This window comes from Candidatus Melainabacteria bacterium (assembly GCA_003963305.1).
GTDB lineage: Bacteria > Cyanobacteriota > Vampirovibrionia > Obscuribacterales > Obscuribacteraceae > PALSA-1081.
Map to the genome: position 1 here is coordinate 156,374 of RXJR01000006.1, position 26,444 is coordinate 182,817.

Annotated in this window: 24 protein-coding genes; 18 read left to right on the forward strand and 6 right to left on the reverse strand. The window is 48.0% G+C overall.

Going from position 1 to position 26,444, the window contains the following annotated elements; translation table 11 throughout:
- Positions 1-76 precede the first annotated feature (76 nt).
- From EKK48_08270 to EKK48_08285, 4 genes are all read left to right on the forward strand, one after another.
- Positions 77-1,105 (forward strand): hypothetical protein, encoded by a 1,029-nt coding sequence (locus EKK48_08270; protein ID RTL43731.1) that lies wholly within the window; start codon positions 77-79, stop codon positions 1,103-1,105.
- A 119-nt stretch (positions 1,106-1,224) separates the two neighbouring features.
- Complete coding sequence (locus tag EKK48_08275) at positions 1,225-3,852, forward strand: WG repeat-containing protein (GenBank protein RTL43732.1); 2,628 nt, start codon at positions 1,225-1,227, stop codon at positions 3,850-3,852.
- A 10-nt stretch (positions 3,853-3,862) separates the two neighbouring features.
- Positions 3,863-4,237, forward strand: a complete 375-nt coding sequence (locus EKK48_08280; protein ID RTL43733.1) for a cysteine methyltransferase — start codon at positions 3,863-3,865, stop codon at positions 4,235-4,237.
- Entirely contained in the window at positions 4,237-5,988 is a 1,752-nt protein-coding gene (locus EKK48_08285) for a hypothetical protein (protein ID RTL43734.1), read from the forward strand. The genes EKK48_08280 and EKK48_08285 overlap by 1 nt, the downstream gene beginning before the upstream one ends.
- Positions 5,989-6,034: 46 nt before the next feature.
- Here the strand turns inward: EKK48_08285 and EKK48_08290 are convergent, their stop codons facing one another.
- A complete protein-coding gene (locus EKK48_08290; protein ID RTL43735.1) occupies positions 6,035-6,703 on the reverse strand; it encodes a VUT family protein in 669 nt (222 codons plus the stop codon).
- Positions 6,704-7,082: 379 nt separating this feature from the next.
- A complete protein-coding gene (locus EKK48_08295; GenBank protein ID RTL43736.1) occupies positions 7,083-7,856 on the reverse strand; it encodes an AAA family ATPase in 774 nt (257 codons plus the stop codon).
- A gap of 80 nt (positions 7,857-7,936) precedes the next feature.
- Between EKK48_08295 and EKK48_08300 the strand changes: the two genes are divergently transcribed.
- Positions 7,937-9,013, forward strand: a complete 1,077-nt coding sequence (locus tag EKK48_08300) for a hypothetical protein (protein ID RTL43737.1) — start codon at positions 7,937-7,939, stop codon at positions 9,011-9,013.
- A 97-nt stretch (positions 9,014-9,110) separates the two neighbouring features.
- On the opposite strand, the gene EKK48_08305 is transcribed toward EKK48_08300, so the two are convergent.
- Positions 9,111-9,710, reverse strand: coding sequence for a TetR/AcrR family transcriptional regulator (locus tag EKK48_08305; GenBank protein RTL43738.1), 600 nt, complete (start codon positions 9,708-9,710; stop codon positions 9,111-9,113).
- Between the two features lie 355 nt (positions 9,711-10,065).
- Between EKK48_08305 and EKK48_08310 the strand changes: the two genes are divergently transcribed.
- The 11 genes from EKK48_08310 to EKK48_08360 all read left to right on the forward strand — a co-directional run bounded on the left by EKK48_08310 (position 10,066) and on the right by EKK48_08360 (position 22,276).
- Complete coding sequence (locus EKK48_08310) at positions 10,066-10,365, forward strand: hypothetical protein (GenBank protein RTL43739.1); 300 nt, start codon at positions 10,066-10,068, stop codon at positions 10,363-10,365.
- Between the two features lie 75 nt (positions 10,366-10,440).
- On the forward strand, positions 10,441-11,505 hold the full coding sequence (locus tag EKK48_08315) for a hypothetical protein (protein ID RTL43740.1): 1,065 nt from the start codon (positions 10,441-10,443) through the stop codon (positions 11,503-11,505).
- A 119-nt stretch (positions 11,506-11,624) separates the two neighbouring features.
- Positions 11,625-12,905, forward strand: a complete 1,281-nt coding sequence (locus EKK48_08320) for an exo-alpha-sialidase (protein RTL43741.1) — start codon at positions 11,625-11,627, stop codon at positions 12,903-12,905.
- A 40-nt stretch (positions 12,906-12,945) separates the two neighbouring features.
- On the forward strand, positions 12,946-13,746 hold the full coding sequence (locus EKK48_08325; protein RTL43742.1) for a class I SAM-dependent methyltransferase: 801 nt from the start codon (positions 12,946-12,948) through the stop codon (positions 13,744-13,746).
- A 161-nt stretch (positions 13,747-13,907) separates the two neighbouring features.
- Positions 13,908-15,857, forward strand: coding sequence for a serine/threonine protein kinase (locus EKK48_08330; GenBank protein ID RTL43743.1), 1,950 nt, complete (start codon positions 13,908-13,910; stop codon positions 15,855-15,857).
- Complete coding sequence (locus EKK48_08335) at positions 15,857-16,345, forward strand: metallophosphoesterase (GenBank protein RTL43744.1); 489 nt, start codon at positions 15,857-15,859, stop codon at positions 16,343-16,345. Before EKK48_08330 ends, EKK48_08335 begins: the two co-directional genes overlap by 1 nt.
- Before the next feature lie 17 nt (positions 16,346-16,362).
- Complete coding sequence (locus tag EKK48_08340) at positions 16,363-16,719, forward strand: hypothetical protein (GenBank protein RTL43745.1); 357 nt, start codon at positions 16,363-16,365, stop codon at positions 16,717-16,719.
- Positions 16,720-16,820: 101 nt separating this feature from the next.
- A complete protein-coding gene (locus EKK48_08345; GenBank protein RTL43746.1) occupies positions 16,821-17,669 on the forward strand; it encodes a hypothetical protein in 849 nt (282 codons plus the stop codon).
- Positions 17,670-17,848: 179 nt separating this feature from the next.
- Entirely contained in the window at positions 17,849-18,952 is a 1,104-nt protein-coding gene (locus EKK48_08350; GenBank protein RTL43747.1) for a citrate synthase, read from the forward strand.
- A gap of 15 nt (positions 18,953-18,967) precedes the next feature.
- Positions 18,968-21,124, forward strand: coding sequence for a hypothetical protein (locus EKK48_08355; protein RTL43748.1), 2,157 nt, complete (start codon positions 18,968-18,970; stop codon positions 21,122-21,124).
- A gap of 93 nt (positions 21,125-21,217) precedes the next feature.
- Entirely contained in the window at positions 21,218-22,276 is a 1,059-nt protein-coding gene (locus tag EKK48_08360) for a hypothetical protein (protein ID RTL43749.1), read from the forward strand.
- A gap of 4 nt (positions 22,277-22,280) precedes the next feature.
- Here the strand turns inward: EKK48_08360 and EKK48_08365 are convergent, their stop codons facing one another.
- Complete coding sequence (locus EKK48_08365; protein RTL43750.1) at positions 22,281-23,237, reverse strand: tetratricopeptide repeat protein; 957 nt, start codon at positions 23,235-23,237, stop codon at positions 22,281-22,283.
- A 220-nt stretch (positions 23,238-23,457) separates the two neighbouring features.
- Here EKK48_08365 and EKK48_08370 point away from each other — a divergent pair, with 220 nt between their 5' ends.
- Positions 23,458-24,102, forward strand: coding sequence for a hypothetical protein (locus tag EKK48_08370; protein ID RTL43751.1), 645 nt, complete (start codon positions 23,458-23,460; stop codon positions 24,100-24,102).
- 31 nt (positions 24,103-24,133) lie between these two features.
- On the forward strand, positions 24,134-24,907 hold the full coding sequence (xth, locus tag EKK48_08375) for an exodeoxyribonuclease III (GenBank protein RTL43752.1): 774 nt from the start codon (positions 24,134-24,136) through the stop codon (positions 24,905-24,907).
- A gap of 9 nt (positions 24,908-24,916) precedes the next feature.
- Here the strand turns inward: xth and EKK48_08380 are convergent, their stop codons facing one another.
- Both EKK48_08380 and EKK48_08385 read right to left on the reverse strand, forming a co-directional pair.
- Positions 24,917-25,330, reverse strand: a complete 414-nt coding sequence (locus EKK48_08380) for a peptide-methionine (S)-S-oxide reductase (protein ID RTL43753.1) — start codon at positions 25,328-25,330, stop codon at positions 24,917-24,919.
- Between the two features lie 262 nt (positions 25,331-25,592).
- Positions 25,593-25,949, reverse strand: a complete 357-nt coding sequence (locus tag EKK48_08385; GenBank protein RTL43754.1) for an arsenate reductase family protein — start codon at positions 25,947-25,949, stop codon at positions 25,593-25,595.
- Positions 25,950-26,444 lie beyond the last annotated feature (495 nt).

The window sequence follows — 26,444 nt, forward strand, 5'->3', positions numbered from 1 at the left end:
AGCCGCACCTGTAGCGCCAGTAGCGCAAGAACGCGCCTTAGCCTACGCGACCCAAACCTTACCTGAGGATCCAGCAATGAGTAAAAAGAATGCGAGACCACCACGCCTTGATGCTCGCGCCAACGAAAGAATCAGCTGGAAATTGACAAGGTACTTCAAAGAGAAAGGCGTTCAAACACCCGCGGAAGCTAATTCGATGTTGGACCAACGCCTCTCGTTCGAGGATGTGGAGGACCTGATTAAACCTGAAACTGCGCTCGAGAAAGCTCAAGATCTCGTCTGGCGAGCCTTCGAGGAGCCTTCTAAACGCAAGAGAATAAGCATGGCGAAGGACGCCTTAAAGCTCAGTCCTGACTGCGCTGACGCCTATGTTCTGCTCGCTGAGGACGCGGCAGAGGATCACACTGAAGTGGAAACACTCCTTCGCAAAGGAATCGAGGCAGGACGGCGCGCCCTCGGTGATTCGACAGTACAAAATCTCGAAGTGGATTTTTGGAAAGATTTAGAGACGCGCCCATTCATGCGAGCGGTGGACGGCTTGGCAAGGCATCTTCAGGACTATTCCAGAACGGAGCAAGCCACCGAACTTTGGCTGGAACTACTTCGGCTGAACCCCGAAGATAATCTTGATGTGCGCATCCGGCTCGTGCCTGCTTTGGTAGAAATCGAGAGATTCGATGAAGCGTCCAAATTAATCGATCAATATAAGTGGGAATTAGAACCAGCGCTGCTTTTCTCAAAGGCGCTGATGCTTTTCAAACAGAAAGGTGATAGCGACGAATCTCGCAACGCGCTTTACCATGCGATGCAAACCAACAGGTTTGTGATTCCGAAACTGCTGAACCTTGACGCGGATCTTCCCGACATCGGTGAGGACGAGGAAGGGACAGAAGAAATTGAAGAAGCGGCGGCTACAGAGTATCTCACGCATAACTTCACGGATTGGCTGGATACCGAAGGCGCCATGAATTGGTTGGTAACAATTTTGGAGCGAAGCGTTGAGCAGGAAAAGAAAAAAATGAAACTGGAGACTACGTTTCCTGGGCTTCGCCAGGTTGACACGGCTCCAGGTATTCTAGAGTTATTGAGCCACATACGCGATTGAGATCGGGATTTCTAATTCCTTTGCAATCACTTGATTTCTAAATAGAGTATTACGGTATCTTCAATCCTGCCTGGCGATCAATAAACTGGGCCGTATGACGCTACTGGAGGCGTGTACCAGTGATAATCATTGAGACAGAAGAAGACATCCGTCGAGCAAAGCTTTTCAATGAATCTGTCAATGCCAGGTGGAATTCCGTTCTCGATGGACGCCCTCCAACTCCGGCACTTCTCTACTTCAAAACACGAGAGCCCGGTATATTCGAATATGTCGAAATCGGCTGGTCAAAAGAGTCGGCAAAAACCGAAGAAAGAGCCTCTTCCGAGTTGCAAAAGCTGACAGCCGAAGACGGTCTTCACGACGGCGTCAGCATTGGCGAAGGTTACTGGATAGGCGTAGCACACGATGAAATGGAAAAGTTCTACGAGACCCGAGGCGAAGCTGCCAGAATTCATCCAATCGATTTCGAGAGAGCAGTAAAGCTCCTGAAAGACCATATAAGCCACATCGAAAAGAATATCGATACTAAGTTTCCCCCGATTGCGGATCTGTATTTTTCGCTTGCACTGATCTACGCAGAACACGATAAGTTCGAAGAGCATGACACCGCGGTTGAATATGGTCTGAGACTTTTGTTCGAGAATCTGGAAACCAGATCCAGATATTTCGGATACCAATTCGCCAAAGAAACCAAACGGCTTGCACAAACTTATCTCAATCGCGATGAATTGACGCCCGCATTGGGAGTATATGCGCGGCTAAAGCAAGCCAGAGCGATGGTGCCCGAAGAAGTATCAAAAATCATGTTCGAAGATTGGAATCTTCTGGCAGAGTTCTATGAGCGACACAAGAGAATTGATGATGCGGCTGCGTGCTATCGCTCAATTGGCGAACAAATAGACTGGAAAGATGGACCTCACTCGGAACAGCAGGAGAATGTCCGACTCGCCGCGTCCAAGCTCATTGAACTAGGATTCGATGCAGACGCAGAGAAACTGTACGAAAAGTTTTTGCAATTTGTTCTATCCAAGAACTCAATCAGAAAAAACTGCAAATTCTGTATCATCGGCGGACTCATATGCGGTCACTGGTTCGAGCCTTATATCAAGCTTTTACAAAAACAAAGTCGCTCCGAATATGCTTCAGAATTGATCAGAGAATTTGGACTGGACGAACGAGACTTTCGCCCCGCCCGAATCGAAGATCTGTTCGGCTACGTCGATCTAGATGGTAACTGGATAATTCCTCAACGCTTCGCAAAGGCAGGAAGTTTCATCGACGGAAAAGCCGAGGTCGTCCTAAGTGAAGACGAAACCAGGTATGCGCGTTGCCGATGTATCGACAAGACCGGCAAAGTCATCGGCTTTTCCAGTCAAGGACGCCTCGACAATCTCATGCCGGACGGTTACAGACAGAACAGACCAATGAGCGAAGGTCGTATCGTGGTATACAAAGTCTCCGATAAAAGCAAAACCTATCCTATAAGCAGTCGTCCTGAACTGTGCGGTTATGCAGATATTGATGGGAATTTAGTAATTGAAGCCAAGTTTACCGAAGCGAAACCATTCTATAGAGGCGTCGCAATTGTCGCTGTAGGCGGTTATATCGGTCTGGCGGGTTGTGTGATAGGACTTCAGGATGGCAAGTATGGACTCATTGACCGCACAGGCAAAATATTGATCGAACCCAAATATCGCGCGCTCCACCGATTCAACCAGGAATTCGATGATGGCTTGATGACTTATCAAACCGAGGATGGTGGCGGCGTCATCACTACTCAGGGAGAAGTCCGGAGCTACCTTCCGGGCTGCAACGATTTGTTCTACTGCTCAGAGGGACTGGCAGAGGTTGAGTGGAAAAACGACAAATTGCCCGGCTCACCTCTGAAATATGGTTTCGTGGATAGCGCCGGAAGAATCGCCATCGAGCCGCAGTTCGACTATGCAGGTTATTTCGTTTGCGACATGGCTCCAGTGAGAATCGGTCGATTGTATGGCTACATCAATCGAACCGGTAGCGTAGTCGTTGACACCATGTACGATGATGCAAAACAATTCAAAAACAGACTTGGTATCGTCTGCAAAAATGGACGATGGGGCTGCATTGATGAAAATGGAAAGTACATCGTGGAGCCACGCTATGACGGACTGGACTGGAGCAAAGACAACTTACTTTTAGCAAAACAGGGAGAGAAAGTAGGTTTAATCGATTGTTCAGGCAAAGTACTCTGCTCACCGCAGTTTGATGAAATCGGACAGTTCTTGGGCGAATATGCGATTGTCGCGAACCAGGGATTGAAGGGGATAATCGATAGGTCGGGGGCTGTAACAATCAAACCACGATTCCACGACCTCGACGTTTTTGCGGAAAACCTTGCGCGAGCAGCGGTGAAAAATGATAACGGACAGATGTTGTGGGGATATATTAATCCACAAGGAGAATTTGTCATTCCACCAACCTTCACCGAAGCCAAATCATTTTCTGACGGACTGGCTGCCGTGAGATCGACAGACTGCGGCAAATTTGGATTCATCAGCCCCGAGGGAAAACTGGCAATTGACCATCGGTTCGACGATGCTTATTCCTTCCGTTGCGGACGCTCAACTATTGCGGTTGCCACCGAAGGCGGTGACAAACTTTTCGGAATTATTGATACGACCGGCAAGTACACCTTACCGCCCGAATACGAAGAAGTCGGCACAGGATATTCCGAAGGTCTGTGTTTTGCAGGTAGAAAGAGAACTTAGGCACAGGCTGATGTCACACGTCTACGAAGAGATCTACAAAATCGTAAGAACAATACCGAGGGGCAAAGTCTTGACCTATGGGGTCATCTCGCACATGATCGGCGGCAGAATGAGCGCGCAAGGAGTGGGATGGGCACTAAAAGCGCTGGGCAACAAGAAACGTTCCAATCCATCGAGCAAAAAGAAACCGGACAAATCAGAATTCGATTTTGAATCAGTTCCCTGGCAAAGGGTGGTGAATGCGAAAGGTGGCATGAGCACACTTAAACTCGCCGATGTTCCACCAGGACTTCAGCAACATCTTCTCGAAGCTGAGGGAATAATCTTCGATGAAGAAGGAAACCTTGATCTTTCCAAATACCTGTGGATCGAAGGAACGCGCTGATGATCGGTTCAATTATCTGGTTCCTGCTTCGCATCGTAATGGGCATCCTCTTTTACGCCACCCCGGTGATTGGGTTCTGGCTCGCATCATCGCTAGCAGCATATCTCGGTGCCGCACCATGGATTGCCTGGACTGTCGGCGCGCTGCTATTTCCAATAATTCCTGGCATTCTGGAATTTCACGCCTGGGTATGGCGCGACCCAAATAAGAAAACATGGTTTACGCCGCTGGACCGGCTCAGCCTGAAGACCTTCGCAATTGGACTGACATTCATAATCGCCCTGCTCTACTTTTATCCGCAGACTGCGTTCGTGGCTATAGCTACGCGCGGTGATTGGATGCTGGATGGAATGAAAGACAAGCGCGCGGAAACAGCCAGGCAGTATTTATATGCAGCAGCTAACGGGTTGGAATGGCTATACAAATACAGTAAGAAAAATCCGTACAAAGACTACATTGATGCCCAGGCACGCAAGCGAACAGAGAAAGCAGAGCAACAAGTAGCAAGTCAGGAAGCGGCAGCAAAGAACAAAATCGCTCAACGCCCGACCAATAGTAGTGACAATGGAGATGGAAACCGAGTAAGCAATCAGAATGACAATAGCGATCAAACCAATCAAAATCAAAATGAAAATGAAAATGAAAACTCCGGCATCGAGAGCACCGAGACCTCGTCCGCAAGCGAAAACGAAATAGCGACCAGCTCGGACGGCGAAAACAGCAACTCCGCTAATAATACTGATGATGATAATGATGATGGGAACCAAGCAAGCGCCGATCAAGCAAATAATGACCAGACCGATAGAAAGCAGACAAAAAAAGTACAGAAAAAAGAAATCCCGGATGTCGCATCTCTGAAACTTTCAAAAAAAAGATGGCCGTGGAAGCAAACAACTCTGCATCCCGTGGTTGCAAAAATGCCTCGTTCAGCCGAAACAAGCATTAGCGCAGTTGCACATTACATCGCTGCTCGCGAAAAGGATCCGGTTTTACGAATTAAAGCATTGCATGATTGGGTTGCCGATCGAATCGCATACGACACCGTAGCTTTCTACTCTAACAACATTCCGGATCAGAGTGCCGAACGCACTTTCAAAAGTCGCCGAAGCGTATGTGCTGGCTATGCAAATCTTCTCGCAGCCCTCGGAGCAGCAATCAACGAAACGATTATCGTAGTCACGGGAGACGCGCGAGACCGAAAGTTGGGAGACAGACTAACTGGAATGGGTCACGCATGGAATGCCGCCAAAATCAGCGGTCAATGGTACTTAATTGACGCAACCTGGGATTCGGGGTACTGCAGCCGCGAAAAAGGCTTCACAAAGGCATACAGGACAGAATATCTGCTGCCACCACCAGCAGTGATGATTGAAGATCACTTCCCTGAAGACAAGACCTGGCAACTCCTTGCACATCCACTTAGCCAGGGAGATTTTCTACGCCAGCCCATGTTGAGCCCGGCGTTTCAATCTGTTGATCTAACACTTATTACACCAACATGTGCCAAGAATGAAATGGGATCAAAGGCAATCGCAGTAGTCAAAAATCCAGATCAGGTATGGCTCATGACTGATCTGGAACAAAACGGAAAACGACTTGATACTCCGAGAACTGCATCCAATAACAAGATTGTTCAATTAGAGCAAGATCTGCCAGACAAAGGGACGTACCGAATGAACATCTTCATGAACCAGAACAATCAATATGGACGCTACGAATATGTCGGCTCGCTAGACTTTGTGAATCGATAACACAGGGCTAAATAGACCTGACTACTAGCACTGAACCTTAATCGAACTACTTCAAAGAGAACGGATTGAAATCAGTACTGCGATCGAAGAAATCTTCTTTCTCGATTTCCTTGACTTTGTTGATTACAACATACGTAAGCGGTATGAGCGCAGTCTCAACGGCACACTTGATCAACCAGCCGGAAATGATCGATTCAACAAGCAACTTGTCTGGAATTACCCCGTACAAACCAACTGTATAAAACAAAGCAGTGTTTGTCAGTTGTCCGACAACTGTGGAACCAACCAGACGCAACCAGAGATGCTTTCCGGCTGTCCATACCTTCATCTTTGCGAGAACAAAATCGTTGAGGATCTCGCCGAAAAACACGGCGACCCAGCTTCCTAAAACGATACGCGGAACCTGACTGAGGATCTGAACATAAGCGGCATTGCCGCTAAACCCTGGTGCTGGCGGCAGCCAGGCCGCGAATTGATAAAGAACAGCAGCCAGCGCAGAACATAGCAATACAGTCCAGAGCACCCGACGACCGACAGCATAGCCGTAGACCTCGGTCAACACGTCAGCAAATATGTAAGTCAGAGGGAAGTAGATCGCTGTGACTGAAACAGGAAACGAAAAAATTGGAATTAGTTTGGCGGCAGTAACATCCGACACTAGCTGTAGTGTCACGTACAAAACCGTTATCGGACCGACCAACTTGTAATCTTTCATCCACACATTTTAGCAGCTCGTTTCACACCTATTTGGGGGGCTGTGCCCTTAAAGGCGTGACGGGATAATCGAAGTGCATGCCGACTAGACACTCCGGGTGCCGAAATAACCATTCGATCATACCCAAAATTCCAACAGGCTGTTCAATACTGCCCTGATGAGAGCGAGCATAAGACTGTTGAATAAAAACAACGCAAAACAGGAGAAGCGACACTTTGGCAAATCGCTTTAGTCCATTGATTGACTCATATTTTTGATACTCGGTTAGAAGCATAATCAGGTCCTCTCTTAACACAGGCAAGCATTATGCGTTGAAACCCTGATCAGAATTAGTCAGAACAAACAGTGCATCAATTGTGGTTTACATCAAAAATCTTGATTAACTGTCCTCGTCACTCTCAAATAGCTTTTCAAGCCGTTTTGGATAATTGTTCAAGAAATCGCGAGTGACTTGAAAGTGTTCCGTTTCTTCGAATTCAACCTTCGTGCAGCCACTTTCACTAAAATGATAGATGGCGGCTCTAGGGTATGACAATAAAATGGGTGAGTGCGTTGCGATAATGAACTGCGAATTCTGATTTACTAACTCATTTATTCTGATAAGCGCAGCGAGCTGACGCGTTGGAGATAGAGCGGCCTCGGGTTCGTCCATTATATAAAGACCGTTGCCCTTAAATGTCTGAGTGATAACCGTGAGAAACGATTCGCCGTGCGAACTCCGATGAAGAGACTTGCCACCATATCGCACAAAAGCCCTGGCTACACTTCCAACCATGGCATCAGGATCCCGCGCCAAATCCTCGAGATAATTTCCAATGTTATAGAAACTTTCTGCACGCAGGAAATATTTATCCTTTGGTCTTAGTATGTTCTTTTGCGGTCTAATGTACTCTGAAAGTCCCGACTCACCATACTTATCCCTCGTTGTATGGCCGCCCGTTCCACCTTCGCCACCAATTCCCATAACATCAGCAATACCTTCAACTAAAGTCGACTTGCCAGACCCATTTTCACCCACAAAGAAAGTTACATCGGGATGAAATTCAAGCAAATCCAGATGTCGAATTGCCGGGATATTAAATGGGAACGCTGCGCGAAGCTCATTCGGGGCATCTAGAGTTATAGACTTCAAGTAAGGCTTCAGACTCTTCATCCAATAAGCATAACACCGGATCTCAGCGCCGCTGAAATTGCGTGCTCCGAAAAGGCAAGTGTGCGAAAATAACCAGTACTATGACAGTGTATCCTCACTACGAACTTTCGCGCGTCCAGAATGAGCATGAAGCGGCTGAGCTCGAGCAGCTTCTTAAAGAAAATCCTGCTGATCTTAAGTCACGCCTGGAACTGACAATTCACTATTTGAGAGACAGCAATGACAGAGCGCTTCCGCACGTCATCTGGCTGATCGAGAATGAACCAGAGATTGACTTCAAAAAATACAATGTCTGGGTAGGTGCTCAATTCATTGAACCGGTAGAAGCGGCTTGGAACAAGGCTATCGCAAAGGCACCCGAAAACTTGACGATCCTCCGAAACGCAATATCATCCTGCAGCCTACTTTCAAAAGGGAATGACAAAAAATGGCTGGAACGTGGTTACAAGATCGACCCTTCCAACGAGGAATGGCCGAATGAATTGTCATTCAAATACTACCTGGACACCCTGGACAAGCCACTTGAAGAAGGGAAGAAAAGTGCATTTGATTCAGTGAAACTGGGAAAAGAAGCTATCGAGCTTTACAGACGCGCGCCTAAGGAAGGGTATTTTCAAAACTGTTTAGGACAAACTGTCGACCGACTTGCGGAAATCTGCTTCAAATATGGATGGCTCGACGATGCGCAATACATGGGCGACTATCTCATCGAGCACGGAGCCGAGCAGCAGAAAGCAGGTACAGCAGTCAAACTGCGTTATGGCGTCTCCGAAGTTCACCTCGGTCATTCCATCTTGGGTCGCGTTTCACTCCGAAGGAATAATCTCACGGAAACGGATTCACACATGCAAGCGATGCCTCTTATGCGCGATCTTGAATTTCGAATCGACCTACAGCTGGCAAAAGATCTGCTCAACCACAGCCACATTAACCTGGTTTGTGCATACCTGGACCGATGCATTGAACATTTCAATGACATGATCGATCACCTGGTGCCCGACGACCCATTCTACGAAAATATTATTCGAACCTATGACCTACCAATTGATGGACCGGACTATATTCCGCGTAACCTCCGGGTCCACATAGATCGAGTTCAAAACTGGAAGGACTCTATAAACGCAGGGAACGATGTTCAGCTACCGGACAATATATAAGAGGAATAGTCCGCGCCATTCTTAGCGCCCGCTCTTCGCATCGATCTAATTAGTCAAATCGATTGGTGCGTCGAGTCGACTTACTATGATTCCATTTCTATTTGTTAGCCTGGATCAGTCGATTCGCGGCCAGAGTCAAATCATCAAAAAGAGCGTGTTGAAGCACCAGAATAGCAGTGCCCTTAACCTCATCAACGCGATGGTTGTGGCACTGACCTTTGACCACCCATTTTATTGTTAGCAGAACAAACTCAGCCAGAGTTTGTGGGTCGCTGTAGCGACGAACCAAACCTTGCGCCATCAAATTCGCAAAAACTTCTGTTAACTGGTTGAGCAACACCATACGGCTGTCTGACGTCTCTGCACTGGGAACCACTTGTTCGGGAAGCGCCAGAACATCGCGCTCTTGCGTAGCAACTTCCATTGCCCAATCCAGAAGCATCTCGACACTTTCTGGTCCACGGAAGTTTTTTACTATTTCCCCAAACTGCTCACTAAGTCTCTTGAAGAAATCCTCACCGATCGCACAAGCCAGAGCCTCTTTTGATTTGAAATACAAATACAGAGTTCCAGAAGCAACTCCTGCTTCCGCTGCAATATCCGACATCTTCGCGGCTTCATATCCGTCTCTACAGAACGTGACACGGGCAGCATTCAATATAGCGGCTCTCTTCGTTTCGTTTAGCGTACGGGCCATCTTGGAACTTCCCGGAATCCTTTATATAAACGAATGAACTCATTCATTCTAAAGACAATCCAGCTTCTTAACCGAATGAACTCATTCATTATAATAGAAGGATATTCACTCAGCAAGGCTGAATTTTAGCAAATTCTGAACGTGCACCGTGCCACAGTGCCTGCTCCGCATTGATGGGCTAACCAGCTCCAAGCAAGCAACAAGGACATCTTGAAAACTGTAACCGACTACATTGGATTAGCTAAAGGTTTCAAAGTTTTCTGTCACGAGTGCTTGACCTTTAAACTGAATCGGTTCATTATATTCGCGTGCTCTGAAAACAACGGAGCAATTCGAACTAGCTTTAAGGTGTCATATGAACTGCGAAAGAAAATACGGAAAGTTCGACGTGAAAAATCTCACGCCCGGGCAACAAGTTGTTTTCAAACCAGCACTCTCGTTCCTTCAAATTGGAGCGTCATTTTATTTGTCCGAGCTACTGAAGCCTGTGCTTCTGCCAGTTTTACTGATCAGCATTGCGGTGGTGCTGGTAGTAGTGCTCAAATCGAAGAAGCAATCTCTCGATTATGCCGAAATACCAACAGAACAAGTTGTCGTTTGTTTGCAAACAGAAAATAATTCGTTTAAAAGACCTGTCGAACTAACCAGAAACTGATTGTCCAAGCGTCGTTGAACAGCACTTAGAACAACCTCAAATCAGCACTGACGGTCGAACCTGGAGACCAAGATAATGCGGAATCTCAAAAAACTCTTGACCATTTTAGCGACGAGCTTATTGAGCTTGACGCAAATGAATGCAGCCCTTGCCGAAAGACAAATATCCTCTGAAGAATATCTGATCGAACAATGCAGCAAACCACGTCCGCGCGTCGCGCTCGTTTTAGGCGGTGGTGGTCTTCGAGGAGCTGCCCATGTAGGCGTTCTAAGAGTACTTGAACAGGAAAAAATCCCCATCGATCTGATAGTTGGCACCAGTATGGGTGCAATCGTCGGCGGACTTTATTGCTCGGGCATTCCCACAGAGAAATTGGAAAGTGCCTTTGTACCAGGATTCATTTCCAGCTACTTCGATTCACCGCTCCTGGTGCAAGCACTAAAGATAAACACCGGGTTGCTTTTTCTGCGCAAACCAGAGGGACTATACAACGGCAATGGATTTGCTAAATGCATAGAAAAAGCTATTCCCGAAGAACGCCGTGAAATAAGTAACTTCCAACCCCGATTTGGTGCCGTGACTACTGACCTTGTTACAGGTAAAACCGTGGTGCTCACCAAAGGAGACCTGGCAAAAGCGCTGAAAGCAACAGCAGCGGTGCCATGCTACCGAGATCCGGTCGCAATGGAAAATTCGATACTTGTCGACGGTGGCATAACGTGCAACTTACCGGTAGAACAAGCCAAGCAACTCGGCGCTGATTTCGTAATCGCAGTCGATGTGGACGAAAAAATAGAAACTACCAATCCCAAACTCTTTCGCGGGAATATGGGAAAAATCGGTTCGCGTGTAGTCTCGCTGATGCTTGCCAAAATAGATGAAGCGCAGAAAGCTCAAGCGAACTTGTCGATTGAACCAGATGTCACTGGAATATCTCTACTATCGAAAAAAGTCTCCGACGGAAACCGCGCCATGCTAGCCGGCGAAGTTGCAGCAAAACAGGCACTGCCTGAGCTTAAGCTAAAACTCGCGCTGGCTGGAATTGACCTCGAGAACAGAAGCGATACTGCTCATGACTTACCACAGGCGATACCGGTTGCTGAGCTTCCAACTGCCGAGATTTCAGTTGAGAGCAGATAAAGCCTCTTTGCATCACCGCCGCTTGTAAACTTTTAGCAGCTTGTAGCTCAGGGCACTTCCGCCCTGTCGTCATATGTCGCTTTAGCCGTCCTACGACGGACAAACAACTCACGGATACCATGCCAGCAACAATCATGGAAGCGGATTGTGAGACAATTGCTGAACTAGCGGAAACCCAGAGCAGGATGGAGTCACACATGAGACGAGCAGCACGGTTGTCAGCAGCCTTAGCGTTAAGTTTGAGCCTCGCAACTCTGGCTGTGGTTGCACAGGCGCACACGCAGGTTCTAGGCACCGGACACACACCGTCTATCGCTTCCAATGGGAAGGGGAAGATGTGCATCGTGTTCGAAGGAATGAACGAACAAACAGGCGTTTCCGACGTGTTTTGCTCAATAAGTGACGACGGTGGGAAGACATGGACGCCCCGAGTCGACGTCTCGCCGACTGTTGGTGTTTCAACTCGCCCGCGAGTGGCAATCGAGAGCACGGGCGCGATTGATGTTGTATGGACTGATACCGCATTTGGTGAAAACAATCCCGACATCTTTTTTAGCAGGTCTGCAGATTACGGACGCACCTGGAGCCGAGCTACCAACATAAGTCACACGCCCGGCGCATCAAGAGATCCCGAAATCGCTGTTGGTCCGAATGACCAGCTCCATGTTGTCTTCGCAGAAACTCCAGCTTCAGATTTGGCGACCCGCGATATTTGCTACTCAACGTCGGCGGATGGCGGAAAAACATGGACCGAAGAGCATAGCCTGGAGAACGTGAGCCAAACCAAGAGCGATTCAGCAGAGGCAAGCCTCGCCGTCAGTGCGGATGGTCTTGTGCATGTCGCATGGAAAGAAGAAAATGCGTCAGCCCTCGACAGACCACAGATCTATTATTCACACCGTACCGCATCGGGATGGGCGCCTGGAATAAACGTCAGTAAGAATCTGCGGTATTCCTATCACCCGGTCATCGCATGTGGTGCCAACGGAAACGTATTTATCAACTGGCTCGATAGAGCGCGCGCGGAAGGTGCAGCAGACATCTGGTGCATCACGGTGAAGGACTGCGTGCCGATGGAACCACCGACTCGAATTACACACACGGGCTCGATTGCCAGTGCAGCTGAAATGACGGCCGACAAGGCTAACAGAATTGCAGTCGTCTGGCCGGACCGTGCGTTGGGCTTAAACCTGCCGCGAATTCGTATAAAAACAATGGCGAATGGAACGGCAAACCCATCCCACTCGAAAAAATTCGCGCATAATTCATCAGTTCAACTGGCTCCAGCTGTCGCAATTGACGGTAACAACTTGACCGTGACTTGGGAAGAGCGACGGCTCGATCGAAACCCAATCAAAGTTCGATCTTTCAGTATGTCTGAACTGCTATCAACCAGGTAAAACTACCAGGCACTGGTATTTAACAGAACAACAAAAAACAATGAATAAGCTGGAAGAGTCGATGAGGGCAATTTATGGATCGCAAGATCTGGCAGCCCATCCATTTTTTCAGGGCGGCTTTATCAACTTTGGGTACTGGAAAGACATTCCAATTACTCATGGTATAGAAGTAAATGCTCGAACCTCAGCATCCAGGGCTCTGTACGAGTGCTTACTGAATCAACTAAACATCACTGCCGGTGATACTCTGTTGGAAGTAGGATGCGGACACGGTCTGGGTTGTGCTCTGATCTGCGAGCGCTGGCATCCAGCTTCCGTAATTGGAATCGACTTGATGCCCGAGCAGGTAGAAAGAGCGAACGAAAACTTGCATCGCCTGACGAAAAACGACTGCTCCATAACGTTCCGTCAGGGACGCTCAGATGCGCTAGACTTCCCAGCCGATACGTTCACCAAAATCTATACTGTTGAAGCAGCGCAGCATTTTCCATCCATCCCTAAATTTTTGGAAGAATGCTGGAGAACTCTCAAACCGAATGGACAACTCGGCATCACAACATTTTTCGCTGAATCAACCGATGCATTAGAGCAGATGAGGAAACATATCCCAGAACTCGATTTAGTGATGAATCCGATAAGTCCCCTTTCCACCTTAACGGAAGCTGCGACGAAACTCGGGTACAAAATCAATGTGCTCGAACGAATTGGCGAACACGTATTTCCTGGATTTCAGAAATGGGTTGAACTTACAAAATGCAAGGATGACTGGGGTCCTATTTGGGAGAAAGCCTATGAGCTAAAACTCCATGACTATTTCAACATCGTTCTGCAAAAACAGTAATCTCAAACTCTTGCAGATAATCTCTCACACCATCGGCACAACAACGCAAGCGCAGATTCAATTTACAACAGCAAAGACCGAATCTCCGACGACAAAACCGCGGTCCTCGTCAGTAGCGCCAACGGGTGATAACATATAGAGGATTCTTCGAGAGAACCTTTGTGTCAGCAGAAAAGTCGCCAGCCGAAAGCATAGAGAAAGACGCGCAAGACGAATTGCAGAAGATCGTCGTAGACGAACCTGACCCGAACACCGATTCAGCAACAGATTTTCCTCCGCAACAAAAAGATGGCGATCCTTCTCAACGAAAAGAGTCCGCTCCAGCGCAAAAAAAAGAAGAGGGACAAGAGAAAACTCGTGTGACCAACAATCGCATGGAAGCGATGCAAGCACCGCCTCCACGACCTGCAACCATACTCGGTGCAGAGAACAGCGAGCAGTCGCCAGCAGACGAATCTGATGCTGAAACAAAATGGACGCAGGAACACATCGGCACAATTATTGCCGGTCGATATCGAATTCTCGAATTACTGGGGATCGGTGGTATGGGCTCAGTGTTCAAAGCCGAACACATTATGTTGGGCACTCTGGTCGCCGTAAAAATCTTGAATCGAGATCTGGAGACAAATCCGAAAGCACTGAAGAGATTTGCGCAAGAAGCAAAAGCGGCAAGCTCGCTAAAACATTCAAACATAGCTACGGTCAGCGATTACGGTTTGACCGAAAGCGGATTTCCTTATTTTGTCATGGACTTGATTGCAGGCAAGAGCTTGTCTGATTTGATAGACGCAAAGACTTCTCTGCCATGGCAGCAGGCTATAGATTTTGGCATCCAAATTGCAGATGCGATGGCTTACGCACATTCAAACGGCATCGTCCATCGCGATCTCAAACCGGCAAATATCATCATCTCTCCTACAGCCAAGGGTGAAGAGCGCGCAACGGTTGTAGATTTCGGCATAGCCAAATTTGCAGATGAAACCCAAGAAGCATTGAACATTCAAAAGCTTACCCAGACCGGCGAAGTCTTCGGCAGTCCTTTGTATATGAGCCCGGAACAGTGCACGGGGAAGACTATGGATGGTCGATCAGACATTTACTCGTTCGGCTGCATGATGTACGAGATGGTGACAGGAGAGGTGCCATTTTACGGAGCCAATGCGGTTCAAACCATATTGAAGCAGATAAACGAACCACCCCCCAGCCTGCGCTCCACCGGTAATCTTCAAGCAGCCGGATCATTTCCAAGCGGGCTGGAAACGGTGATTTTGCACTGCCTTGAAAAAGTTCCGGAAGAGCGCTACAGATCCATGGACGACGTCAAAGCTGACTTGCAGTTAGTTAAGCGTGGCGCTCCCCCGACGTGCAAGAGCGTCAGGCGCTTTCGCTTCAAACTGAAGGCGCCGAATCTTTTGCAGACCGGCTTAGTTACAGCAATTGGCACCATTACTATATTTCTCGGAATGGCGTTCTGGATCAACAAGTGGCAGTATGAAATGGTGCCATGGCAACGAGATTATGCTCAAGCAAAACGCGAATTAGAACGCGGAGAATATGGTCAAGCAATTATGTCGGCAAAACACGGCATCAAGGTAGCTCTCGAACGAAAAGCACCAAAACATGAACTGGCAGCACTCTACATAATGCTTGGGGACGGTTATCGCGGAGCCGCTAACAATGCTGATTACAACGAGGCGCACAAAGCTTACCAATCGGCTATTGCCGCATCCACAGACCATGACTCTGCGAAACAACAGGTGCTGAGCAATGACAAACTCGGTGAAATAGAAGAGCAAAAGGGTCAGTACAAAGATGCGCTGGAAAAATACGACAAGGCTCTGATAAGCTTCTCCGATCGATACACGGAACCAGCAGAGAAAGCGCGTCTCTATATGCACAAAGCGAATACACTGCGAGCCATGAATGATTTTGACGGCGCCGCCAGGCAAGCGCGAGAAGCTATAAGTCTGTACCGATCGATGGACAGCGTCAACACACCGGCTCTGGCCGACGCGCTTACACAGCTAGCAGGTATCTTGCGCGAAAGCGGTCATAGCGCCGACGCACAGAATGCGGAAGACGAAGCCTATAAACTGAAGAGCAATTATTAATGCTAATTGCCGTACTGGCTGACACCCATATTCCAAAGCGCGCCAAAACACTGCCTGAATCCGCCTGGCAAATTTTAAAATCGGCAGAGGTGATACTTCATGCAGGAGACGTGTTGACCAGTGATTTTCTCGATCAGCTAGCCCAAATCGCGCCATTATATGCAGTGCGTGGCAACAACGACACTGATCTAACAAAGCTGCCGGAAACACTCGAGTTCGAATTATCAAAAGTGCGCATTGCCATGATTCACGACAGCGGGGAAAAGAAGCAACGAGCAGCACGGATGAGGGCTCTATTTCCTCACGCTGATTTGCTGGTGTTCGGGCATTCACATATTCCAACCAATCAACTAGAAGGTGGATTGCTGCTCTTCAACCCAGGCTCGCCGACAGACCGCCGAATGCAACCGGAGTTGACGATGGGGCTGTTAGAGATTGATAATGGCAAAATAAAAAACGCGGAAATTATTCCACTCAAAAAAAACTAGTTAGTGCAGAGTGCATTATGGACGAGACGAGCAAAATAGCCGAGCTCAGTGTCGATGACAGCGAAGTCGCAAACATCGAACCGGAGAAAACGATTCTCTGCAAAACTTGCGAGCACGAAATCACCAAGCCTTCGCTAGCCATTCAGCCGCATGAACACACATTTACCAACCCGATGAACATGGTATTCCATATAGCTTGCTACAGAGATGCTCCGGGTGCTGCAAGCTTCGGTGTTCCAACGAAAGTTGCAACGTGGTTTCCCGGATATGCCTGGTCGTTGGCAATCTGCCTGGACTGCAAAAGCCATATCGGCTGGTGGTTTGAAGGTGACGACAAGTTTGTCGGTCTTATTGTTGATAGAGTGTTGAGATAGCTCAGTAGGGCCAAAAGCTGCGGCATAAACAACATTGATACAACTCCTGGATAAAGTGCTTATACGTTCCAAACGTACTGGCAAAGCAGGAGAATCAAGAGATGGGCAGAGATATTGTCGCAGCCGCAAAAGAGTTCGAAGAACACGCCAACCATGGCTATCTTCCGGACGTGTTAGCAAGAGAGTTGCACAGCATGAGTCCGGAAGACCGTCTGGCCATCGCAAAACAAGTCGACTGGGACATGAAACATCAAACTGATAAAAGTCTGCCCAAAATCGACTTCTACGACTCGGGTGACCTGAAGTCAGTCGAAACAACCGGCAGGTCCGGCTCGATGAACTGGTCCAAACACGTAGAACTAGATAAGAACCAGAGCAATACCAAAGCCGAAGTCTACACCACCAGCGAAGACAACGGGAATAATCACAGCTCAACCGTTGAGCTGACCGAAAAAGATGCACGCGGGCATCTAACCCACTCGTATCGCTCAAGCACTGAACTGCATGGCGTAGACCTGACTGTGACCATCAGCGATGACAACTGGTCATACGACGCAACAACAGGAAAGCAAGTCTCCCACGACAGATCGACATCCTGGGGAGAGAAAGTACATGAAGAGTATGATGCCGCGACGGGTAAAGAAAAATTTGCCGACATAACAAATTCCAGGGGCTCGATTCACCGCACTTACGATGCGAGCACAGGCAATTTGCGACAGGAAGACATCGACAACACCGATAAAACGCACGAAACTATCAAATACAATTCCAATGGCGACAAGCTTTCTCGAGAAAAGCAATACGGCAATCACGGCGATAAAGGTACGCGAGAATGGGTCTACAGCCCCAGAACCGGCAAGGAAGTCTATTCAGAATGGCGTTCGCCCGATGGAAAAGTGACGAAGCACAATATCGACGATGACGGACACTGGCACGAAATAACGGAGTGATACCCGGAAGCATACATTGATATATTGATTAATCATAATCAACTAATCATTAATTTATTCTGGAAAGTGCTATTCAATTGCATAACAATTCGCCACAGTTGATATATTGATTGCCAATCAGGACTAGCCATAGAAAAGCAACCTCCTGACTTCTCAGCATACGCAGAAGAGAGGCGATCATGGGCAATACAGCAGTAATCAGCAATGGTTTGGACGGCGTAGTCGTGGCAGAAACTAAGATCTCGGAAGTAGACGGAGCCAAAGGTAAGCTCATTATCTGCGGGCACGATTCTGAAGAACTGGCATTCAACTCCACATTCGAACAAACGTGTTCACTGCTCTGGACAACAGGTGGCACAGCACCGACATCAGAAGCGGCACTCAAAAGTAAGTTCGGCGAAGGACGACTGCAAGCCTTCGCACTGCTCAAGAAAAACACTTTTGTTTTAGAGCAAGAGCATCCGATGGATTCGCTGCGAAGCGCCACCAGTTTGATGTCTAGCGGTACTCAGATCGACTGGGCTGAATACGCTCGCATAACCGCAGCTCAAGCAGTTTTTGCAGCCAACTGGTCAAGATATCATCGCGGTCTGGAGTTAATGAGCCCCGACACGAACTTAAGTCATTCCGCTGATTTCCTCAGATTATTGAATGACAAACAGCCATCAAAAGAAGATAGTGACGCTCTCGATATTTACTGGACGACGATTTCAGATCATGCCTTAAACGCTTCCACTTTTACAGCTCGTGTTGTGGCATCCACTGAATCAGACAACATCAGCGCTGTTGTCGCCGCAATCGGCGCACTCAAAGGTCCATTGCACGGCGGCGCACCAGGACCAGTCCTTGAGATGCTGAGCGAAATCGGTACGCCTGAAAATGCAGAGAAATGGATTCGCGATTCGATAAATTCGGGCAAACGAATCATGGGCATGGGACACCGCATCTATAAAGTTAGAGATCCTCGCGCCGCTATTTTCGAGAAAGCAATTCGCAAACTGGAATCCTCCGGTGGCCCAGCAACTCGACTGGCTCTTGCTCGTGCCGTTGAATCACAGGCAGAAAAAATTCTGGCTGAAAAACATCCCGACCACCCACTCAAAGCGAATGTCGAATTTTATACGGCGGTTCTTCTTGACACCATTCACATCCCTGCTCACCTCTTCAGTTCAATGTTCGCAGCTGGGCGCGTGGCTGGATGGCTGGCACATATCGCCGAACAACGCTTGCATGGTCGCCTGATTCGCCCGGCATCACGTTACACAGGTCCCATGCCTCGCTAAGCAAGACGAACAAAAGTGTTAGAAGACGAAGATAAGTATTTCAGTGGCGCACAAGCCGCCGAATTTCTGGGAGTGAAACCGGCCACTCTCTACGCTTACGCAAGCAGAGGCTTGATCGAAAGTTTCCAGGCAGAGAGCGGACGAGAACGCGCTTATCGCGTGGCGGACCTGATTAAGCTGCGGCAGGCTTCGCGTGGTTTCAAAAACACTAGAGATCTCACGCCACCTGGCTGGACAGGACCGGTAATCAAATCTGCAATTACTGAAATCAAAACCGATGGACATAGATATCGAGGGCATAGTGCCATCGAACTAGCCCGGCTGAGTTATCCGTTTGAACAAGTTGCAGAGCTGCTCTGGGGCACAGACGCTGATTTAAAAAATTGGCGACAAGCCCTACCGATTCCACTGCCAAAATACTTGAAAAAATTGTCAGCCGACGAAGTTGACTACATAGACTTTATAAAAGCTCTGATTGCATCAGTAGAAATTCTCGATCCAGTTACTAGAAAATTGCAAAGCGATGAACTGTATACAACCGCTCGACGTCTGATCGTAACAATGGCTCTGGTTCCGGCTCTAAACGAAAGCGACAAAAGCTATATGGCGGATGGTCAGTTTCCGATTGCCCAATCGTTGCTGGCATCGCTTCAGTCGAACCATTCGCACGAAAAATCAGCAGTTGTGAATGCAGCACTTGTGCTCTGTGCCGACCACGAGTTGAACGCATCTGCTCTCGCCGCTCGAATCGCCGCATCATGTGATGCATCGCTGTATTCGACCTTACTGAGCGCCCTTGGCACCTTCAGTGGCAGCCTTCATGGAATGGCGAGCCGACTCACCGAAAATATCATAAGCAATTCGATGAAATTCAAAAACACAAGCGCCTGGCTCAAGGACTATCTTCGCCACAACGAAACGATTCCTGGCTTTGGCAGCACGCTTTATGAGCACGGAGATCCGCGCGCAAAATACTTGCTAAATGCTGCGCGCTCTGTTTCGAACAAAGACTCGAGCTTGAAGAAACTCTTTGAAATTGTTGATTGCGTCGAAGATAAAATTGGCACCAAACCAAACCTCGACATAGGTTTGACCGCAATAACTTATGCACTCTCTTTGCCGCCCGGATCGGGTTCGACTATTTTTGCAGTAAGCCGCACTGCAGGCTGGATTGCGCACGCTATAGAACAGCGATCCTATGGAGGTGTGATTCGACCGCGCGCAAAATACATCGGCAAAACTTCCGCAGTAACACGCGCGCTCACGGTAATATGCCTACTGATGGCAACTCTGCTTGCTCAAGCCGGCATCTGCAGCGTACCGCCGGAAACCGAAAACAAAAGCAATTTAGTAAGCCGCCCCAAGCGCGAATTGTTCACACCAATGCCGCTCGAATCACTGGATGAATCGACTCGTGAACTGGCTGAGCAACTCGAAATTATGCCTTTTCTGCAAGAGCTCTACAAAAACAAGAGCAACACTGAACAACGCCGCATTGAACTAAGGCAAAAAATTCAAGAAACAATTCTCGAAAGCTACCTCGATTCGCAGAGTGTAAAGGCAGAAGCCGACCGAGAACAGGTACGAATATCGCTGCAACGAGACTCGCTACTAGCGAAACGCGATCGTAATGTGGAACTCAACAATGCCGGCAACTTCATCATGTCAGGAACTCTAAACACAATCGGTTCCATTTTGGGATTCCCGAAAAGTGCAAACCCCGTTTCCGGAAACCTCAATCAAATGCTCTCCGGCGTTGTTTCAACAAGTATGTCCATGTACGCATTAAAACAGAACGTTGGTGGAAAGGCGACAAGTCATGGTTCACCAACACTTCTGGCGGAACTTTTCGGCCGTCCAACTGATTTTCGAACCTCCTATCCCGAAAGCATTTGGAGATTTTTGCACAGCAAATCACTGGATACTCCAACCAAAACTCGCGTGCAACTTCTTGAAGAGAGTTGGATACAAAGGCACCTTTTAGAACCGCCAGGTTCGGCTCACGAAATAGCAAAATTAGATGCCGTTTGCGGAAAGCCCGGATTGCGAATGTCCATCAATGACTTGAACGATCAAATCACAATGATCGGCGAGATTGAAGCCGTTACTGAATTAATAGACCATCACTTGCGTGATTTGTTGCGTATGATCGACTCAGACGTGAACATCTAGATTTGCAGCCCAATACTACTCGCCTTCTACAGCTACGACGTGGAAAATCTCCAGACGCTGTTATAAGATACGCTTATCGCAGGAGGAAGATTTGTGCCTAAACAGCTGCAAGAAATAATCGATGAAATCGATGCAGGACTCACCGGGGATGATACCAGAGACCGCCAGTACCTGTACGCCTGTACAGAAAAATACAAAGGCGAGCCGAATCAACTTGAAATTCAAAGACACATAGGTCGGCACGTTGCAGCGAGACTTACCGACGAAGAGCGCAAGGGCTTCGAAGAGGCATACAATGCGGACGTGCAACGAAACAAAAAGATTCTAGCTGAAATCATTGAGTTGGTTAAAGCAAAAAACATTGCCGCTGCGGAAAAATTGATGGAAGAGCACGATATGTCCGAAGGTTACAGCCCGGATATGGCGTATGACGATGAGGTAACGACATATTTAGAGTTCGAAAATCCCATCGAAGAGGCTTATTACCAGCTCAAATTCAAGCCGGAAAAGCGCATTGCAGACATGGGTATTCCGTTCAAGACTTCATATCAAATTGCTGCCTTCGTTGCCGTAGAAAAGAAAGACTTAGACAAAGCTCTTCGTATTCTTGAAATTGGACTGAAGCGATGTCCATTCGCGGCTGATCTCCTTTTCGAACAAGGCGAAGTCTTCAAAATGCAAGATCGGCTGGACGAACTCTATAAGTCAATGACAGCCAATTCTGAACATCTTTATCGGCGAGGCGATATCGCACATTATTTTCGCAATTTAGGCTGGTACTTCAGCAGCAAACAAGATTGGGACACAGCTATTTGCTGCTACGCAACAAGCGCCATGTGGCAAGATCATCCTATGGTGAATAACGAACTGACTTACATTCATCAAACAAGCAAACGCTCAATGGAAGAGATGACGGCTCTTGTTCAGAGCCCAGAACGATGGAAAGAAGTTTTAGCCAAACATTCATTGAGAGTCATTCCAGTCGATCCATTATGGGTCGAATTATTCGCATATTTCGGTGAAAAAGCAGAGCAATCTGGTCAGTACGCTTACGCCGCAAATTGCTTCCACCTCCACTACGATCTGACGCAAAGCGATGAATCAAAAACGCGCCTCGAAGCTTGCGTAGCCAAGTTACCCAAGCAAGAGTGAGCGTTCAGTCGTCAGTCGTTTCAGAATCCCAATCTTGAATTTGTTCTATCAAACTGATAAAACCGACGACAGAGGGATCTGAATCGGTCTCCGACGCTTTATTCACACATGCTTTCGCTTCGTTGAACTTGCCACGCAGAGTATGCACACGCGCTAGCCCAAGCCAGGCACCCGCATAGTACGGATTAATTTTGACGGCGTCAGCAAAATGTTCTTCTGCAGGACTGAGATCACCATGACGCAAATAAATTGATGCAAGATTGCCGTAAGGCCATTCAAAGTCTCGATATTTTTCAATCAATTCCAAAAAGATTCGCTTCGCACCACGATAATCTTTTTGCACTTCCATCAAGTTATAACCCTGGATATTCATTTGCTCTGCCATCAATGGCACCGGATGCCGTGGCACGCGCGTGCGCAGATATTGCAATGCTGACCTTCCGGTTGCACCGTCACTATCCATATCAATTGCCAGCTTGAGAGCCTCTCGAGCAAGCTCTGTCCAGCCGCAATCTTTGTATTCTTTTCCAAGCTTGAAATACTCTTCCGCTGTCAGTCCCTCTGGAACATCTCGCGGTGGAGGCGACGATGTATAGGCCTGATTTATCGAACTGACTGCAGTCGAAATCAACTGCTCCATCGCCTCTTGCGGAATAATGCCTTTCAGGGGCTCCAGCGCTGCTTTCAGTTTCTGCGGCAAATCGTCCCGACTATCCTTCGACTCCTCCACAATCTTCAAAAGTTTCAAAGCAAAATCTTGCCCGGCTTCCGAGGTCATTGAAATCTGTTCATTGACGCTGAGTTCCTTGAAATTCGGATCGCTCAAATTCACCTGCGGACATTTTTGATTTGCCTGCGCGGCCAGCTCACGATTTCCCATGATCACATAGAGAATCGATAATCGCCGATATTCCTGCTCCGATAGACCTTCCGGCAAAACCAGTGGCGGAATTTTGAACATACATCCCTTTGGCAAGCACTAAAAGCGAACACATCAATCAATCAATCAGACAGCCGACCACATATTGTCGCAGAAAACGGCGGCTCATAAACAAAATTCAATACTCCTGTAAGCACGCGAAGGGCGCCAGTTGCTTTGCAGTTAGGCGTCTACAGCTAAGTGCCTGATTGACTGCAGCTGAAGCCAAACCATACAATTGTTCCTTCACTTCGGAGGTCCTATGAACAAAGGCATTTACAACAAACTCTGGTGTGCCGGCTTTCTTTCCGCTCTGGCCATTGCCGCTCAACCTCTCGCTTTTGCTTCAAACCCGAAGAACATTCCTTACGTGGTTGGGGCTTATTGCGGTGGGCAGGGACGCGGCACTCCCAGCGTTAGAGTAATCACACAAAATGGACACCATGCCCTGCAAGTCTCCGCTGACAACCAATCGTCAGGCGGTGAAAGTTTTGCTGGTTGGGAGGTCTTCAGCAGCCATCCCGGCGTGATTCCCGGCTACATATTCCCAAATCCTACAACGCGTGCGACGCCGGGCACGTATTCATTCACTGTCAGCGGATTACCAACGACCGGCAATACCCTGTTGGTCGTCAGCATAGACGCGCTTGGAAATTCAAACAGCACCAGCAAAACAATCACAAATGGTTCTGTGTCTGTTGTTGCTCCACCGGTTCCAGACTCAGGCTCGCCTCTTTGCGCGGTTTACTTCTGGATCTTCACGAACTCAAACCAACCGCTAAACTCTTATACGGTCAATAATTTTCAAATCAACGGACACATACTTGGTATCGATGCCAGTCATATTGATGATGACACCAAAGCTGGTGGCCCATATGTGAAATACACCTGGTGCCTTGAATTTTAAAACAGGGATGGAAATAATTAAGTAACTTCGAATGAAAATAGCAACCTACAATGTAAATGGCATAAGCGCTCGACTTCCTGTTCTCTTGCGGTGGCTTGAAGAAACATCTCCAGATGTCGCATGCCTGCAAGAGTTAAAAGCGCCGGAAGAAAAATTTCCGCTGCTGGCAATTAACGCTGCTGGATATAACGCCGTCTGGCACGGTCAAAAAAGCTGGAACGGCGTTGCTGTGCTGGCAAAAAACGGATTAGAACTGGAAGAGTCCGGACGCGGACTTGCTGGCGATCCAACCGATGAACAGAGTCGATTTATAGAAGCGCATGTCGACGGCATCCGCGTTTGTTGTTTATATCTTCCCAACGGAAACCCGGCACCGGGACCGAAATTCGACTACAAAATGGGTTGGATGGAACGATTGCTAACAAGAGCAAATGCTCTCGTAAACGCTGATGAACCGGTGGTCATGCTGGGCGATTATAACGTGATACCAACCGACCTGGACGCACAGAGACCCGAGCGCTGGATAAAAGATGCTGTCTTCTCTCCGGAAGCTAAAGAAGCCTACCAACGATTGCTTGCTCAGGGTTGGACTGACTCGATTCGCGAGCTTTATCCTGACCAGAAGATATTTACGTATTGGGACTATTTCCGAAATGCATTTGCTCGCGATGCAGGAATCAGAATGGATCACATTTTGCTAAATCCTGTGGCAGCACCTCGACTGAAAGAGGGTGCGGTCGATCGAAATGTTCGTGGTTGGGAAAAAACCAGCGATCACGCTCCAGTCTGGATCACAATCAACTAAATAATTCAATTACTTCAAAACTCTGCACAGTCCGAGGCTATGCTTCACGTAATACTTCTGGTGATACTCTTCTGCACGCCAGAAGGTATGAGCCGGTTCAATTCGAACTTGTAATTTCTTGCCAGTCTCTTTTTCATATTCGGAAACGGCTTCTTTGATTTCTGGGATTTCCGATTCCTTTTCATAGAAGATGCCCGACCGATACTGACCGGCAGAGATACCGCCAACCAGCCCGGATGCGAGGTATTCTTTTACGATTTGTTTGTATGAAACTTTGGACAGATCAAAAGTAACTTTGACTGTTTCCGCGTGACCGGTTCCTCCCGAGCAGACCTGCTCGTACGTGGGATTCTGGGTTAAGCCTCCAGTGTAACCAACGACAGTGCCAGTTACGCCGTGGAGCCTGCTTAACTCATCCTCCACACCCCAGAATCAGCCAGCGCCAATGATAATGTGACCCGCTTGAGGTGGAGGAGTTTGATCCGAAACGACAGGCAATCCGACCATAGCTAGCACCAGTAGAGAAACAATTATACCCAGAATAATTTGTTGCATTTTCTTGTACCAGATTTGAGGTTACTCGCAGAGCACACGCACCACGTCTGTACTTCATTCCGCCCTGATTTTACATCCGAACTTGTGAAATCCGTATGGAGCCACTGTCCACGCAAAACGAAAGTTGCAGCTAACCCAAAATTTCGCGAATATTCTCGACCGGTCTTCCAAGAACGGCTTTAGCGCCTTTCTCAACAATAGGACGCTGAATCAAATCAGGATGCTTGATCATCAACTTGATCAATTCATCTTCTTCTACTTCTCTTTTACCGAGCCCGAGATCTTTGTATATCGCTTCACTTGTACGCAACAGTTGGCGCGCCGACATACGCATCTTCTTCAGTAACTCGCGCAACTTCTCTTCGTTTAGCGGTTCAACGTAATAGTTGATTTTCTCGTAGTCGGAACCGCTCTCGCGAAGGATTTTGTCCACTTCGCGACACTTCGAACACGTTGGCTTTTCGTAGACTGTAATCTTGTTACTCATGCAACCTTATCTCCCTGCGCCTGCGCCTAACTTCCTCAACGCCCGTGCGCCTTAACCCGTCGACCGAGTTTGTTCATTCTACTGCTTGCCACGCAACAGTACATGACTGGCACAACCCAATGCCAGCACGGACGAAGCGGCATTTCTGGAAAATATAATTTGACTAAAGCCAAGCCCATCATTAAGCTAGATTAACCTCCTTGAAATCCATATTCCGGCACTTCAGCGGTGCGATAAATAAGTAATGGTGAGTTTGCGACGAGCACTACCACCATGTACGTGTGCTGGGGTTTCATTAGCTTGGCGGCATAAGGTGAACCATGGCATCAGATGCCTTTGAAAATCTGCGTACAGGCCCAAAGCAAGACCTTAGTTCTTCATCGTCTTCACTCGCCGAATCAACTCATGAGAACTTATCCACGGCTGCTGGAAGTAAATCAGATTGGTGGCGAGGAACGAAAACGTCAGATCAAAATTCACCGAATCGCGCGCCAA